12 protein-coding genes are annotated in these 15,464 nt (G+C 55.0%); 8 read left to right on the top strand and 4 right to left on the bottom strand.

Annotated features, from left to right (window positions below):
- Window positions 1–29: 29 nt before the first annotated feature.
- The 3 genes from JMJ04_RS20800 to JMJ04_RS20790 form a co-directional block, all read right to left on the bottom strand.
- Window positions 30–635: a transposase gene (locus JMJ04_RS20800; RefSeq protein WP_236038211.1), complete on the bottom strand. Its 606-nt coding sequence runs from the start codon at window positions 633–635 to the stop codon at window positions 30–32.
- A gap of 28 nt (window positions 636–663) precedes the next feature.
- Window positions 664–1,980, bottom strand: coding sequence for a DUF4158 domain-containing protein (locus JMJ04_RS20795; protein ID WP_201372430.1), 1,317 nt, complete (start codon window positions 1,978–1,980; stop codon window positions 664–666).
- 84 nt (window positions 1,981–2,064) lie between these two features.
- Window positions 2,065–3,075 (bottom strand): tyrosine-type recombinase/integrase, encoded by a 1,011-nt coding sequence (locus JMJ04_RS20790; protein ID WP_201372429.1) that lies wholly within the window; start codon window positions 3,073–3,075, stop codon window positions 2,065–2,067.
- A 293-nt stretch (window positions 3,076–3,368) separates the two neighbouring features.
- On the opposite strand from JMJ04_RS20790, the gene JMJ04_RS20785 reads away from it, so the two are divergent.
- The 7 genes from JMJ04_RS20785 to JMJ04_RS20755 all read left to right on the top strand — a co-directional run bounded on the left by JMJ04_RS20785 (window position 3,369) and on the right by JMJ04_RS20755 (window position 11,324).
- Complete coding sequence (locus JMJ04_RS20785; RefSeq protein ID WP_201372428.1) at window positions 3,369–6,557, top strand: DUF6788 family protein; 3,189 nt, start codon at window positions 3,369–3,371, stop codon at window positions 6,555–6,557.
- Window positions 6,558–6,724: 167 nt separating this feature from the next.
- Window positions 6,725–6,955, top strand: coding sequence for a hypothetical protein (locus JMJ04_RS20780; RefSeq protein WP_201372427.1), 231 nt, complete (start codon window positions 6,725–6,727; stop codon window positions 6,953–6,955).
- 62 nt (window positions 6,956–7,017) lie between these two features.
- Window positions 7,018–8,292 (top strand): MFS transporter, encoded by a 1,275-nt coding sequence (locus tag JMJ04_RS20775; protein WP_201372426.1) that lies wholly within the window; start codon window positions 7,018–7,020, stop codon window positions 8,290–8,292.
- A gap of 29 nt (window positions 8,293–8,321) precedes the next feature.
- Window positions 8,322–9,569: a serine hydrolase domain-containing protein gene (locus tag JMJ04_RS20770; protein WP_201372425.1), complete on the top strand. Its 1,248-nt coding sequence runs from the start codon at window positions 8,322–8,324 to the stop codon at window positions 9,567–9,569.
- A gap of 45 nt (window positions 9,570–9,614) precedes the next feature.
- Window positions 9,615–10,610, top strand: coding sequence for an NADP-dependent oxidoreductase (locus JMJ04_RS20765; protein ID WP_201372424.1), 996 nt, complete (start codon window positions 9,615–9,617; stop codon window positions 10,608–10,610).
- Entirely contained in the window at window positions 10,607–10,903 is a 297-nt protein-coding gene (locus JMJ04_RS20760) for an alpha/beta hydrolase fold domain-containing protein (RefSeq protein ID WP_307811708.1), read from the top strand. Before JMJ04_RS20765 ends, JMJ04_RS20760 begins: the two co-directional genes overlap by 4 nt.
- A gap of 241 nt (window positions 10,904–11,144) precedes the next feature.
- Window positions 11,145–11,324 (top strand): alpha/beta hydrolase family protein, encoded by a 180-nt coding sequence (locus tag JMJ04_RS20755; protein ID WP_201372422.1) that lies wholly within the window; start codon window positions 11,145–11,147, stop codon window positions 11,322–11,324.
- 544 nt (window positions 11,325–11,868) lie between these two features.
- On the opposite strand, the gene JMJ04_RS20750 is transcribed toward JMJ04_RS20755, so the two are convergent.
- Window positions 11,869–12,414 carry a TetR/AcrR family transcriptional regulator gene (locus JMJ04_RS20750; protein WP_201372421.1) on the bottom strand — a complete coding sequence of 182 codons (546 nt, stop codon included), beginning with the start codon at window positions 12,412–12,414 and terminating at the stop codon, window positions 11,869–11,871.
- 135 nt (window positions 12,415–12,549) lie between these two features.
- Here JMJ04_RS20750 and JMJ04_RS20745 point away from each other — a divergent pair, with 135 nt between their 5' ends.
- The gene (locus tag JMJ04_RS20745; protein WP_201372420.1) at window positions 12,550–13,602 is read left to right on the top strand and encodes an aldo/keto reductase; all 1,053 of its coding nucleotides are present in this window, start codon (window positions 12,550–12,552) and stop codon (window positions 13,600–13,602) included.
- Window positions 13,603–15,464 lie beyond the last annotated feature (1,862 nt).

Genomic DNA, 15,464 nt, shown 5'->3' with positions numbered 1-15,464 from the left:
CGACAACGCTAAGCCTCCCGCCAATCTCTTTAGAAGAGTGTAGGCGTTGTTCGCAAGGGGCGCAGTTGTCCTTTCCGCTTTTTGGGAGCTTGCAAGTCCAGATGATGCGAGCCATGCAAGTTGATATGGGCCGAGATAATTGGCGATAAATGCTCCAGATCGCTTTCCAGGACAGGATAGCCGGTGGTCCGCAGGTGATCAAGTGCTGCCTGCATATAGCGGGTGTTCCAGACAGCGATGATATTGAGCAGGAGGCTGAGGCACGTTGCACGGTTGAGTTGACTGGCGAAATCACGATCGGTGAGGACGCCGCGTTGCCCATAAGCGACATCGCGGGCCAGGCTATGGACCGCCTCTCCCTTATTGAGCATGCGCCCAACCTTGCGCCGATGGGGTTTGTCCGAGATGAAGGTCAGCATGTCGATGGTGCTAAGCATGCGCCCGTATTCTTCCAGCCCGCGATGGATCAGGTTCTTGTTGTCGAGAGCCTGGAGTTTACTGGTGAGCAGAACAGCGGTCACCGTCCCATCCTTGAGGGAGGCGGAGATGCGATGCATATCATCCCAGCACCGCACAATGAGATCCCGCCAGATGGGTGCTCCTCGAAAGAGTGGCTTTAACACCCCATAATCCATGACGCTGGCCAGCGGATAGAGACAGTGGTCAGCAAGATCCCGAATGCGCGGCGATCGCTTGCACCACGGGCTGCGCGGCGCTGGTCCCGGTGAACTCCAGTGCCGTGAGCAGACCTGGCAAGAATTGGCGGAGAAAGGGGTAATGCCTGAGCAGCAAATCAAACGTCTGCCCGTCCTCTGGACGCGCCTTGGCACCCGAATCATCGTACACTTCCTGTAACTGGGTCTGTGGAACCGCCGCGAAGATCTGTGGACGTACCTGGTCATCGGGCACCGCAGGATCAAGCACGACCTTGACGACCTTGCGCAGGGTATGGACATGGTGGGTCAGCGCCTTCCCATGGGTGATATGGTGTGCCTGTTCTTTGCGTTCGGTGCGCCGGAAGATACCGACCAGCAGATCGGTAAACGAGGTGAGGAGCCGATCCAGTAACTCTTGTTGAAGATCCTGGAGATAGCAGACGAGCAACGCCGCCCGTTTCTCCTCGGAGAAACGCAGCAGCGAATCCCGATGGTATTTCTCGCCAAGGTGGGCCAGAACACGCACGCGATTGCGGTTGAGTGCAGAGAGTTCGATGGAACTCACCTGAAGCTGGCGGACGGTTTCGAGCTTCGTGATCAGCATCTTGATGGCAGGGGGCGAGGCTTTCACGGCAGGTTCTTTCAGCCAGGCCAGGGTGGAGCCCCGTTTGCCCTGTTCACGTTGCAACAGGTCTTCCAGCGCCTGCTTCTGGGCTGGGGTGAGTTGGCGAGTGATCGCGGAGAACACATGCTGTTCCGCCTGGGGACGTACCTGAGCAATCAGTTTCTGGATGGCTGACTCCGCTGGAAAGAGAATGTCCTTATCCCGCAACCACTCCTCCGCTTCTTCGAGCAGCACGGCTGGATCGTCGCGCTGCAAGGCGCGCGTGAGCAGATATTCCGTAAGCTGCGGCTGATCCTGCGCATGCACATACGGGCGCACACCCAGATACGTGCGTATCTGGACCAGATGCTCGTCGCGCGTCTGGGGACGGCGTAGCGCATATTCAGTGAGCGCTTCGGGATGCACATTGAGCTGCATCGCCACAAACTGCACAATGCGAGGCGGGATCTGCCCCTGCTCAGGAAATGGACAAGAAAGCCTCCGCATCAGGAGCAGATTCAGCGCGAAGCCGAGACGGTTGGCTGCGCCACGACAGGTCTTCACCTGGAGCATATCCTCTGGCGTCAGCCAGAAGAACCGCCCCAATTCTTCTGAGGTCCATTCCCCATCCAGCACCTTGAATCGCCGCAGGGCAAGGAGATTCTCTGCTGGATGCTTTTCTTCTTCCCTCTCCACATGCTCCACTTCCACGTGTTCCACCTTTTTCTCCCTCTTCTTCCGCCACTGATACGCCTGTGTTCGTTCTCCCAGCTCCGCATCGGATTCGCTCTACCTATGCCTACCTTAGAGGCCAGCCCGCTCCACCGCAGCACGCACATCTTCTTCGCTGGGGGTGAGATAGAGTCCTGTGGTCGAAAGTCGGCTATGACCAAGCAGCCGCTGCACTTCGGGGAGCTGCGCCCCGGTTTTGAGCATGCGTCGCGCCAGGCTATGACGGAGCTGGTGCGGTGAGGCAGTTTCCACCTGGCACGCGCAGGCACGTAACTGCTCTGCTCGTTCCAGATCGCGCTCGCGTGTAGCTGCCTCCCCAAGCTGGGTTGCCGCGATCTTACCCATCTGGGTAATACGTTGGCGAGCTACCCGTGGTTTGATTCCTGGCACCAGCGGACGCCCGGCCACCGCGCGCTGCATACCCACGAGGAGCGGGGAGCGCTCCTGTTCACTGCCGATCGGGGGCAATCCTTCCGGACAGCGCACTTCCTGGAGATAGCGGGAGAGCGTCCGCTGCGCCTCCGAATGCAACGGCAGGCGGCGCGCTTTCCCACCTTTGCCGCTGCGCACTACCAGGGTTCCTGACGGCAGATCCAGATCACGGAGCTGGACATCGCAGGCTTCCTGGATGCGCACCCCGCCGTAGACCAGCAGCGCGAGCAATGCTTCATCCCGCAAGCGTAACCGGGGATCGGGTTCAGCGCGGGTAGCACGCAGTAAGGCGTCCACTGCCTGATCCGGCAACGAGCGCGGCGCGACGGGCGTGGAGGCAACATCTGAAACCTCCTTGGTGGGATTTTCTGCCAGCAGCCGCTGTTCGACCGCCCAGGAACAGACGCGACGCAGCGTCGAGAGTCCGCGATTGATGGTTGCAGGGGCCGCTCCCTCGTCCTGCTGACGACACGCCTTCCATGTGCGCAGATCCCGCTCCACGACCTGCGTCAGATCAAAGGAACGCTCTCTGGTTCGCTCCCACCAGGTGCAAAACTGGGTAAGGTCGGAGCGGACCGCGCGCCGGGTCGCTGGTGATTTCCCGGCGGCGGAAAGCTGCGCCAGGTATTGTTCCAGGATGGGATCGAACATAGTGCCCCTCGTGTGCGTTCTCAGGCGGCTTGTTTCCGCTGTGTGCAACTTATCGGCAGCGTCAGGATAGCAGAAAACGCGGCAAAACGCAACACCTTATCAGCACCGTAGGCGCGTTTGCAGAGAATCACGGTGCTGATAAGGGAAGTAATCGGCACCCTTCGCCCACACAATCCCGCACCAGTGTCCGAATGTAAAGTGCTCCTTGTTTGCTGCCATCGTCTCTGCTATACTTTTTCCTGTTGGGAGGAACATGTGGGGTGTTGGGAACAACGCGAGAAAAGAAAGGTCGTATGCCGAGGTCACCGCTTCACGTACTTCGCTGGTCTGCCGATCAGGCCCTCTATGAGTTGTCTACCTCCGGTCATCTGGAGCAACGTTTTCGCCCGGGAGACGAATCTCGGTGGTTAGCCTGGCTCGAAGTTGCCACCTCGTTCACTTTCCGGGGCCGTTGTGGCCGTCTCAATGTCTACAAAGAGGCTCGACCGCGAGGAGGTGCGTATTGGTATGCGTACCACACCGCCGCCCATCGCACCGCGAAACGCTATCTTGGACAGACGACCAACGTGACGTTTGCGCGCTTGGAAGAGGTGGCACATGATCTGGCACACGCCACGCTGCCTCAGATACCACATACGGCGAGTACCTCTGCTCTGCACCAGACTGAACACGGGATGGAGCTGCTCTTAACTAGGCTTGTTCACCCGCCTGTGCCTGCTACGCTTGTCGAGCGTGAGCGCTTGCTCGCTGAGGTGGATACGGTGCTTTCTCGCCGGTTACTCTTGCTTTCCGCCTCTGCTGGCAGTGGGAAAACGACCCTGCTCTCCGCCTGGGTGGCTCATTCTGCGGCCCGATCCCGCAGGGTTGCCTGGCTGACCCTCGATGAGACCGACAATGACATCACCCGCTTCTGGGTGTCGGTGATCATGGCCTTGCGAACGCACCTGCCCGGGATCGGTGAGGTCGCACTCAACATGGTGCACCAGCCCGTACTGCCGCCCTTTGCTACGGTGCTTACTGCCCTGCTCAACGAACTGACGGAACTGACAGAAGATCTTGTCCTGATACTGGACGACTATCATGTGATTGAGGAGCAGGCCATTCACGAGGCTTTGCTTTTCTGGCTGGAACATGTGCCTGCCCAGGTACATCTGGTGCTTGCCAGTCGCGTTGATCCACCGTTTTCCCTCTCTCGTCTGCGTGTTCGCGATCAACTGCGCGAATTGCGGGATGCCGATCTGCGCTTTCAGCAGAGTGAAGCTGCCCATTTCCTCAACGGAGCCATGAAGCTTACCCTCTCGCAAGAAGAAGTGGATGTCCTGGAGCAGCGCACTGAAGGGTGGATTGCGGGCCTGCAACTGGCAGCACTGGTTCTACAACAACGAGAGGATCATGCGGCCTTCGTCCGAGCATTTACCGGCAGTCAACGCTATCTGCTGGATTACATTCAGGAGGAGATTCTCTCTCATCTGGAAGCGCCTCTCCAGAACTTTCTGCTTCGCATCTCGGTCCTTTCACATCTGAACGCGGACCTCTGTCAGGCGGTCACTGAGGAACCGGCCAGTCAGGCGAGACTTCAGGAGCTTGAGCGCGCTCATCTCTTCCTGATCGCTCTGGATGAAGAACGACGCTGGTATCGTCTGCACGATCTGTTTCGCGAAGCGCTCCTCGCGCGCCTGCGTGCCACACACCCCACGCTCATTGCCGAATTGCATCGGCGGGCGGCGCGCTGGTATGAAGAGCAGGGAGAGCCGCGGGAAGCCATCGCCCACCGGCTGGCGGCAGCGGATTTCGCCGTCGCCGCTTCTCTGATGGAGCGCATGGCCCGGGAGACCTGGTGGCATGGAGAGATCCAGACTTTCCATCGCTGGATTATGGCACTGCCCGATGCCGTAGTACGCGAGCATGCCCCTTTGGTACTAACTGCGGCACTCTATCTGCTCACCTCCTTTGCTTCGACCAGCCAGGAGCAACGCGCCCGAGCGCGTGAGCAGACGAAGCAGATGATGGCACGCGTGGAGGAGGCTCTCCGATTACAGGAGAACCAGCCAGGACTCGCCGCGAGCGTTCCCGCGCCTCTGATCGATGAAGAACTACTCTGGCAGCGCCTGCATGTCCTGCGTACGTGGAGCGCGGCGGAGGATGCGGTTTTCCGCAATGACCGGGCCTATCTGGGCCTGCTCTATCAGCAGATGCAGCAGTTGGAGAGGGACGATGAGCCGATCTGGCAGGTGATCCTGCTCTCCATCGCCTTTATGTTCCGTGCTATTCTTCTGCATGAAGCTGCCTCGCTCATCCCGCTCTTCCTGGCTTCCAGGAAGCGTATGAGCCAGGCACGCGATCATTTTGCGACCATCCAGGTGACGCACTGGCTAATCCATGTCTATCGGCATGCTGGACAACTGCACCAGGCATATCAGGAAGTGCTAGTGGCTCGCGAGCTGAGTACACAGGTTGATGGCCCTGCTTTCCTGGTCGCGTATTTTTCGTATCACCAGGGGCATATCCTCTATCAATGGAATCGGCTGGCCGAGGCCCGCGCCACGCTTCTGCCGATGCTCCAGCACTCGACCCTCTGGCAGCAGATCGATCTGCTCACCTGGGGATATCAACTGCTCTTCGAGATCGAACTGGCGGCGGGAGATCTTTCCGCAGCCGGGCAAGCACTCCAGGAGCTAGAACGTTTGCAACAGCGGGGATTTGTCGTTCGCGAGTCTGTGTTGATTGCAATTCGTGTGCAATGGTGGTTGGCAAACGACAATCTGGGGACAGCGGATGTCTGCGCAGCGCAGATGGTGTTTTACACAGATATCTGGGATGTTCAACGCACAGACGAATTCTTTGCGCTTATTCGCGTCTATCTTGCTCAGAACAGATATACGCAGGCAGTAGAAATGTTGGAGTGCTTTCGTAAATATCTGGATCAGCCTGAAGATCTGCTTACCACTATCTCGTTTCTCGCACTGTATGCTCTAGCACTGCACCAGGCAGGCAAACATGCACAGGCTTGCCAGATCGCAGCTCGTCTGTTCGCGCTCACGAAGCCAGAAGGGTATGTGCGCGTCTATCTGAATGAGGGAGAACCGATGCGCAAATTCCTCAAGGCGTTGCAGGGAATGCCATATCAGCCCGAGGACGGCAGTGCCGCTCTCCCCAGAGACTCTATTGCCCGGATACTCTCGGCCTTCGAGCAGGCGTCCAATGCACCAACCAAAGGTATCGCTGTAACCATTTCTGAAAAAAACCTATCTCAGCGACCACAAGACATCGCTCCCACAAGCGCTCCCATCGAACCACTCACGTCGCGTGAGCGGGAGGTCTTGCAGCTTCTTTCCAGGGGCGCTAGCAATCAAGAGATCGCCAATCAACTGGTCATTTCTCTCACGACCGTCAAAAAGCATGTGAGTGCTCTCCTGATGAAGCTCAACGCGGAAAACAGAACCCACGCGGTCATACGAGCCAGAGAGTTATCTTTACTCTAGCCATTGCTCATCTCCTTTCGCCCAAGTAGCCCTGCTGTACCTCCCAACCCTTTTCCCAACCGTGCGGCAAATGGTACCTCGTAGTAGACCTTAGTGTGCTGTGCTCTCCGCTCCTGCGCAGTAGTATGTCCCCAGAAGAAAGAACTGGAACGGAGGAAGACAGAGCTATGCACTGCCGTATTCGCGTCAAAGGGCACCTGGACCCATGCTGGCAGCAATCATTGGAGGAATTACATATTATGCAGGAAGCAAACAGTACATCCGTTCTCTCAGGTTATCTCAAAGACCAAGCAGCCCTCTATGGTATGCTGCTGAAGATCCGTTCTCTGAATTTGTCGCTTCTTGCTCTTGAGACCAGTGAGGAGCCATATGAGGGAACTGCATCTCCATATATATAAGGAATAAGAAATATTTCGATGATGTACGGTTTGGTGAGTTAAGCAAAATAAAGGTGAATAACATGCAAAATAGGAGATGCCGCTGGTGGGGGATTATCGCGTTGGGGGTATCGATTTTTCTGGTCACGACAGATATGACCATTGTAGCTCTGGCGCTGCCTTCTATCGCGCAACACTTTCACCTTTCAGACAGTGCAACCTCAACCATCGTGTTGAGCTACTCATTGCCTGTCACGATACTGGTACTACCGGTTGGCATGATGCTTCATCGTCTCTACCCGCTTAGCGCCTTCGTCGGTTCAGTTGTCAGCTTTGGGCTGGGGAGTATCCTCTGTGGACTGGCCCCCAACTTCTGGATACTCCTGCTGGGACGCATGGTACAGGGTGTTGCCGGGAGCGTGATGATGACGCAGAATCTCGCTGTTGCGACGGCGCTGGTCGCGCCCTCTGAACGAGGAGGAGCTATAGGGATCATGAGTTCGCTGGCAACACTGGGGTCTGTGACCGGGCCTGGCATTGGTGGCTTGCTCTTAGGGCGTTTTGGCTGGCCATCAATCTTCTTCGTCAACGTCCCAGTGTGTCTGCTGGCTGTGCTTCTTGGTTGTATCGGCTTGCGCGGTCTCACGCTCGCGGAAGGGAGAACGTCGAGTAATGGTTGGCGTCTGATGATTGACCTGTTACGCCGTCCCTCGTTTTCCTGGGCGTGGTTTGTGCTTCTGATGAGCTCAGTGGTATCAGGAGCCTTTTATACCCTGCTGCCTTTCGACCTGAGTAGTGTGCAACGGCTTTCGCCGGGGACAGCGGGGCTGGTGTTGCTCTGTCTCCCCTTTGGGATTGCCGTAACAGCGCCGATCAGTGGCTATCTCACTGATCGGTTGGGGGCAAAAGTGTTGATGATGATTGGCCTGGCACTGATGGTTGGCAGCATGGGGGTGCTCACGCTGGTGGTAGGAACCAGGGTAACGGCCCTTGATCTTGCCCTGCGTCTGCTGCTGGTCGGCATCACCAGAGGGATCTTTGATGGGCCAACGCAAACGCTGCTGATGTCCAGCGGTTCGCGAGAAACACTCGGCGCGGCCAGTAGCCTCAGCGCTATGGGGAGAAATCTGGGGTTGGCCCTGGGACCATTGCTCATGAGCCTCACCTGGCTCTGGATGACCGGGCTTGTTCTGCAAATGGTTGGTGGTCTGCTGGTGCTCGATCTGTTGACCATCCTGGGTTTCCTGTGTGGGTGGCTCTCGCTGCGAGCAAAAGCGCATCTTCCATTGGAAGTGATGAAGGCGGAGCCTGAAGGCGCTCATGAACAAGACGTTCATTTACACACAGTGATATCGTAAAAAAAGGAAAATAATAGAAATAGAGGGAAATGATGAACGAATCCAGTTATGGTCAACGCGGCGGGTTGTCTCAAGGGCGTCTGGAGCGCTTGAGCAGAGTATTGGAAGGGTATGTCGAGCGAGGTGAGTTTGCGGGAGTGACTGCCATGCTCCATCGACACGGCGAACTGGCATACGCTGCTACGACTGGCTGGCAGGATCAGGAGGCGCAGATCCCGATGCAGCGCGACACGATCTTTCGTCTGGCCTCGATGACCAAACCGATTATCGCTGCTGCGGCCCTGACGCTGGTTGAAGAGGGCAAGCTTCGCCTCTCTGACCCGGTGGATGTCTGGCTTCCGGAGTTAGCACAGCGGATGGTGATGCGTGACCCGCATGGCTCGCCAAACGATGTCTATCCTTCTCCGCGCGCGATTACCCTGCATGATCTGCTCACCTATCGTCTGGGTCTTGGTTGGGGAAAGACCAGCCTTGGATCCAGCCTCTTCACGCTGACGGCTGCACCGATAGCACAGGCACTTCAGATCCCAAATGCGGAGCGACTGGCTCCTGATGCATGGCTGGCCCGCATCGGCGAGTTTCCTCTGGCCTATGAGCCCGGCATGCGCTGGCTCTACCATATCGCTTCGGATATTCTGGGTATCCTGATAGCTCGAGTCACGAGAAAACCACTGGAAATGGCGTTGCGCGAACGTATCTTTGAGCCACTGGGTATGGTGGATACGAGCTTCGTCGTGCCAGCCGAAAAACGGAGCCGTCTTGCTGTACTCTACGGACCCGCGCCTGAGGGTGGGCTGGCCGTGCTGGATCATCCCCAAACAACGGGTTGGGCGGAGCCGCCACTTTTCGCCTCCGGGGGAGCTGGTCTGGTTTCCACTGCCGATGACTACCTGCGTTTCGGACGCATGTTGTTGGGGAAAGGCGTATTGGATGGGGTGCGTGTGCTCTCGCGCAAGACAGTGGAGGCCATGACGACCGACTACCTCACGCCTGAGCAGCACACACATGCTACGTTTGCCATGAGCACGACCGAGATGTGGGCCAATCGGGGATTCGGCTATGGGGTCCAAGTGGTGACAAAACAGACCGATTTGGGTCCCAGCGTTGGCACTTTTGGCTGGCCGGGTGGCCTGGGCACAGCGTGGTACGTAGATCCGCGAGAAGATCTGGTAGCCCTTATCCTGCTCCAATACCAGAATGCTATTGTCGCCGCAGATTGGCGCAGCATGATTGGTGATGATTTTTTGACGCTGACCTATCAGGCGATCAATGATTAAAAAATAAACCGATGATTTTTGTGAAAAACATGAAAAGAGAGAAACATGGAGAATAAAGCAATAATGGTGCATCAGGTCAGTCGTCCCCAAGGATGGCCAGCTACCGAGCATTTCGCATTCGTGGAGGTTCCCATCTCCTGGCCCGAAGCAGGGGAAGCCTTGGTGGAGAATATCTACCTCTCTGTAGACCCTTATATGCGCTCGTCTATGGATGCAGGATGGGACCTCCACGCCCCTCTGGATGGCAGAGCGATTGGTCGCGTGGTGGAGTCTCGGATTCCCCACCTGGTCAGAGGCGATCTTGTGCTTCACCGCAAAGGGTGGCGCACGCACGCGCTGGTTCGTGCTGAGGATGTCCAGGTGTTGCCACAGGTGCCAGCGGTTCCTAGTAGCGCGTATCTGGGCATCCTTGGCGGAACTGGCCTCGCCGCCTACGTGGCCCTGACGAGAATTGCCCATCTCCAAACAGGAGAGTCCGTGTTTATCTCGGCTGCTGCCGGCGGCGTTGGGAGTGCAGCAGGGCAAATCGCCCGCCTGCTGGGTGCCAGTCGAGTGATTGGCAGTGCGGGATCAGCGGCCAAAGTCACGCATCTCACGAAAGACCTGGGGTTCGACGCCGCCTTCGACTACCACGATGGCCCTGTCAGCGAACTGCTGACACAGGTCGCCCCCCAAGGAATTGACATCTATCTCGACAACGTTGGTGGGGAGCATCTCGAAGCGGCGATTAGTACCCTGCATGAACACGGGCGTGTTGCTTTATGCGGGGCGGTGGCCCAGTACAATAGCACTGAGCCTCCAGTCGCTCCTCGCAACCTCTTCAATGTCGTGCTGAAAAGCCTCCGCCTGGAGGGCTTCTCAGTCCGCGACTACCAACACGTTCGAGGCGAACTAGAGGAGTTGCTCACGCCGCATATCCAATCGGGACGCATCATCGTTGATCAGACGGTGATTGAGGGTTTCGGTCATATCGTTAATGCCTTCCTCGGTATGCTCCATGGAGACAATATGGGCAAGATGATCGTTCAGGTCACCAATTGAAAGGAAAGAGGAGGTTGGTTATCTTTATACCTAAAAAGAATGTACCCATGCCAGCAGGGGTAACGCTGCTCTCCCCTTGGACCGACCTGAAAGGGATAGTTGAGAGCCGAACGACGCGTGATGCGACCGCTCCCACGTTTACCGGAAAAGTCATAAACGCGCTGGCGAGCTTCTATATGGGCACGGAAGATCTCCAGAATCCACTACTTTCACCGATCTACGCTGATTTGCACGATTGCCATCCTTGCGCATTGATGTCGGTCATTACGAAGTCTTTTTGGCTCTGTATTTAGGAGCGGGCCAAATTGCCACAGGGTAGATAAGTGCGGCACAGTTTCACGTAACTGAGCTTGAAAACAGCTTGAGTTATCGGTCCAGTTGGATTATCGGCACAGTTTTTCGTCAGATACCAGGGCCAACTCTGCCGATAAGATTGATATAAGGCGCAGTTGGAAGCTCATCTGATCCCAACTGTGCCCGCACTTATCCAGTTTGCGGCAAACTCGATCGTTCCTTAACTGAGGGCCTTTTTGGATGACTCCCTCCAAGGTCGCAGACCACGCCAGAGCCACACAGGTTCCGGTCGAGCTGACCGTCTGGGAGGGCATGTGGCACGTCTTCCAACTCTTCGCCTCCATCTTACCCGAAGGGCAGCAATCCCTTGAGCAAATAGGGGCGGCTTTTGAGTATGAACGGACCAGATCACAACGCTAAGTGCTCAGTATGGTAGCTTCAGCCCGCCTCTGAGCCATTTTGAGGGCTTAGCGTTGTAAATTTCTCCGGCGGGCCTAATAGGCCTGATGGAGCAGGTCCACGCATCGACATTTCCCAGGCTCCACCAGAGCAAGGTGCGCATGAGAACAAAACAGAACGGGAAACGCAACCAGAACAGGAAACGGTGGAGAATCCCGTGCAAACGGGCAAAACGCCCAAATGCACGTTTCCAGGGCTGGTTGAAATCTCCCTCAAACGTTTTCAAGAGAGCGACACACAGCTTGTTGAATGCCCTGGCTGTGGAAGAATGCGCACGCTCATGCCAAGCAAGGGTGTGCTCAAATTCAAACCTCATGAGAAACGCAAAATGAATACTCCCAATACAGGAAAACGATGGGTTTTGTCTGAAACAATCTGGGAAGTCGTCGTATGAACGGAAAAGGTTGTAAATTGACTCATAACTTTGGCTCATGAGCCCAAGATAGGCGTCGGAAACTTGTCTATTCTGGCAACTCTTTCTTGAGTAGCAAACAGCTTCGCACACTTAACGCAAGCCACGAAGAATGATATCAAGCAAACGCTCAGCCTGCTTGAGGCCAGCTTGATCCTGGGGAACGCGCCACAACGCACCAGTTAATAACAGGACATCATCTGGGAGGATGTTGGGCTGGATCTGTCCTGCATCTGAAGCCGCTTTGAGAAGGGAAGAGAGCGCATGTATTACTGGCTGGTAAGTAATCTGAACGACTTTCCTTTCTGCGGCTTTGGTTAATGCCTCCCCAAGACCGTGCTTCATTCGTGTATAGACGGCAAGTTGTTCAATCCACACACGTAGCGCGGCGAGCGGTTCCATTTCCTCAAGGAGTTGGTCAACCGTGTCGGCGTGGCGCTGCACGTCATGGCAGTACAGTTCAAGAATCAGTTCTTCTCTTGTAGAAAAATGCCGATACAGAGTCCCATTGGCCACGCCCGCCTTCTTTGCAATAGCGTTCAATGAGACGCTTTCATTTTCTGACAATAACTCATGGGCAGCCGCTAAAATAGCCACCCGATTTTGCTGCGCGTCCACTCGCTGATCTTTTGGATTCACGGTCTTGTCACCACGTAGAGAACACTTGACAAACGGGGAACTCCCCGTTTATTCTACATACTAGAGGCAAACGGGGAACTCCCCGTTTATTAGAAGCGCCTTTCTGAGTCTTATTAAACTACAACGGAGGAATGTATGCAATACGTCAAACTTGGGACAACTGGTCTTGATGTGTCACCCATTGCCATTGGTGCGATGACGTTCGGTGAACCTGAGCGCGGTCATCCTGTCTGGTCGCTTGGCGAAGAGGAAAGCCGCAAGCTGATCAGGCACGCACTCGACGCAGGAATTAATTTCTTTGATACGGCAAACATGTACTCCCAAGGCAGTAGCGAAGAAATCCTTGGGCGGGCGCTAAAAGATTACGCGGATCGTGACGATGTGGTGATTGCCACGAAGCTGCGACATCCGATGCGGTCAGGTCCCAATGGGAAAGGTTTGAGCCGCAAAGCCATCATGACCGAGGTAGAGCACAGCCTGGGCCGGTTGGGGACCGATTATATTGACCTCTATCAAATCCATCGCAACGACCATACGACGCCTCTGGAAGAGACGCTTGAGGCGCTCCATGATCTGGTCAAAGCGGGCAAGGTCCGCTACCTGGGTGCCTCATCCATGCCTGCCTGGGAATTTGCTAAGGCGCTCCATCTGCAACGTGAGCGCGGATGGGCTCGTTTTGTGAGCATGCAGGATCACTATAATCTTCTGGCTCGCGAAGAAGAGCGGGAGATGATTCCGCTCTGTCTTGACGAGGGTGTCGGGACGATCATCTGGAGTCCATTGGCTCGCGGACGACTTGCACGTGCCTGGAGTGAGGCAAAGTCCACCACACGTTCCACGAGTGATGCGTGGTTTGCCGATATGTTATACACACCTTTCACCGAGGCAAGCGATAAGGCCATTATCGAGGCGGTCGGAAAGATTGCCTGTGATCGCGGGAGGAAGCGCTCCCAGATCGCACTGGCATGGCTGCGAAGCAAACCGGTGGTGACGGCTCCGCTCGTCGGCGCAAACTCCATCGGACAAATCGATGATGCTGTAGCATCACTCGACATCGAGTTGACGGAAGAAGAAATCCAACAACTGGAAGAACCATACACCCCACGCTACGACTTCCAAGGGATCTCCGATGATGCTCAACTCCAAGCGATCAGGGCGAAAATACCACAAATGACCACGGCGAGTTGAGGAGGAGAGAAGGAATGATCCCCCATCTCCATGCGAACATCTTTGCTTGCATGGAGATGGGAATCATTTTCAGGTGCTCATGATGAAAAGTTATGGAACTGTCTCAAATTTGGTGAAAACACTTTTGTCAGAGGTGAAAAGCTGTGCTGTTTCTGTGAGCAGAAACATTCACTTTCCTCAGATAAGCTCATCCTTCAACAAAAGCGAGACAGAACCAAGATATGCGTCAGAAAAACATGGAACATGCATTCCGATCAGGCTTAATTAACTGGCGACTTAATGCAATGCTTGGTCGCAGCTTTTCAGGAGTGGCACTGTTACCAGCTCCTGGGTCTCTCATGAGGGGATAACAGACAAGCGCCGTTTCGAGAGACGCCCCATCCCTGTCTGAAGACAGTATTCTTTGCCGAGGACGAGCATGATACCCTTCCTCCTCCATCAGATATGCTCTTCTAGAGGAGTGTCAATTTACAGAGTACTAATGGAAGAAGCCAGGTGTGGGGCGATTTCTCAAGCGGTGAATAGTTGTGCTGCTCACCCTTCACACCGATTGCTCACTCGTTGCCCTAAAACCTGCTCACCCTTCATGCTTATTACCATGTCCATTGAGAACTTAACTTAGAATTGAGAACGATCCAAGAGGCTCTAGCAGTGAGATGCCATCAATGTGTGCTCCCGGGACAAATCCAGCCAAACCCCCTTGATGCGTAGCAGCGCTGTCCTCCACCTGGCCCCACCCCATAATTTTGAACACTTTGCCAGTATTGTTCCCAGAAAGAAGGCTCGCTTTTGTACACAGGACCAGATTGATTGGGTCCATAATCAGCTCCAGGCAGCGACTGCTGAGGGTCATTCGGTCCTGCCATAATGGACTGCTGAGGGTCAGCTCCACCTTCTGCTCCTGAGGAATAATTGCTCATACTTGCTGCATGTGCCGTTGAACTAGGTGCGGTGATAGCAAAAGAGAGCGCTATTATTGAGGTGAATATGGTAAATAAGGTGACGAGTGATCAGGTTTTCGGGCGAAGAGTGATCAATCGGCGCGAAGAGTGATCAGCTCAACTATTGGCGACGAGGGAAGCCGCTTGAGATGCGGATCGTTCTCAAGCGTTTCTGTCAATTCGCGTGCGAATTTTCCTGTTTTTGCCTGTTATGCGTGGGCTATAGTAGCATGAAACCCAGCGAGACGCGCCTGTTTCAGCCCAAAAACAGGCCGGAACAGGGCGGCAGAAGCTCACAATCCAAGCAATTTTTGCTCATGAATTTACACTATTGAAAGCGGTAAATCTGTTTGTAGAGCCATGTTGCTCATCAGCAAGAGATGAGCTGATCACTCTTCGCGCCGATTGATCACTCTTCGCCCGAAAATCTGTCAACTCTTCGCACTTACTACCAGAATATTCCCAAAATTAGTGCTCGTTGCAACGGTCTCCGGAGATGTCTCAGTACCTCTCCTACTGACATATAACTCATTCTGTTTCCTCCTTCAATCGATTTAAATGGATAGTACTAACCAATTTGGTAACTATTCAGGTGCATTGGGACCAGTTGTGGCGCTTCATGAGCGGATTGATACCAAATGGTCGTAGTATCAATTGATACCATCCAAAAATTGGAGCCTCTTGTAGGTTAGCCTCTTCCCCATCAACCGCCCTTCCGCAGTTGCGGCACCATAACAAATCATACGTTGACATAATGGCCTGCCTTTGCTTTTCTCCAAGCAAACGGTATTATTTTTTGATTATATGCTAGAGATACAAGCACATTCATCCCGACCAGCATAGCGATCCTCCGTTGCGCCAGTATGGTGATTCCATCATGATGCAATACGGTCGAATGGTAAAACTGTGCGATGCTGGCCG

This window comes from Ktedonobacter robiniae (genome assembly GCF_016587375.1).
In the GTDB taxonomy this organism is placed as follows: domain Bacteria; phylum Chloroflexota; class Ktedonobacteria; order Ktedonobacterales; family Ktedonobacteraceae; genus Ktedonobacter; species Ktedonobacter robiniae.
The sequence above is the reverse complement of the archived record's forward strand: the minus strand, read 5'-3'. Positions and strand labels throughout refer to the sequence as shown.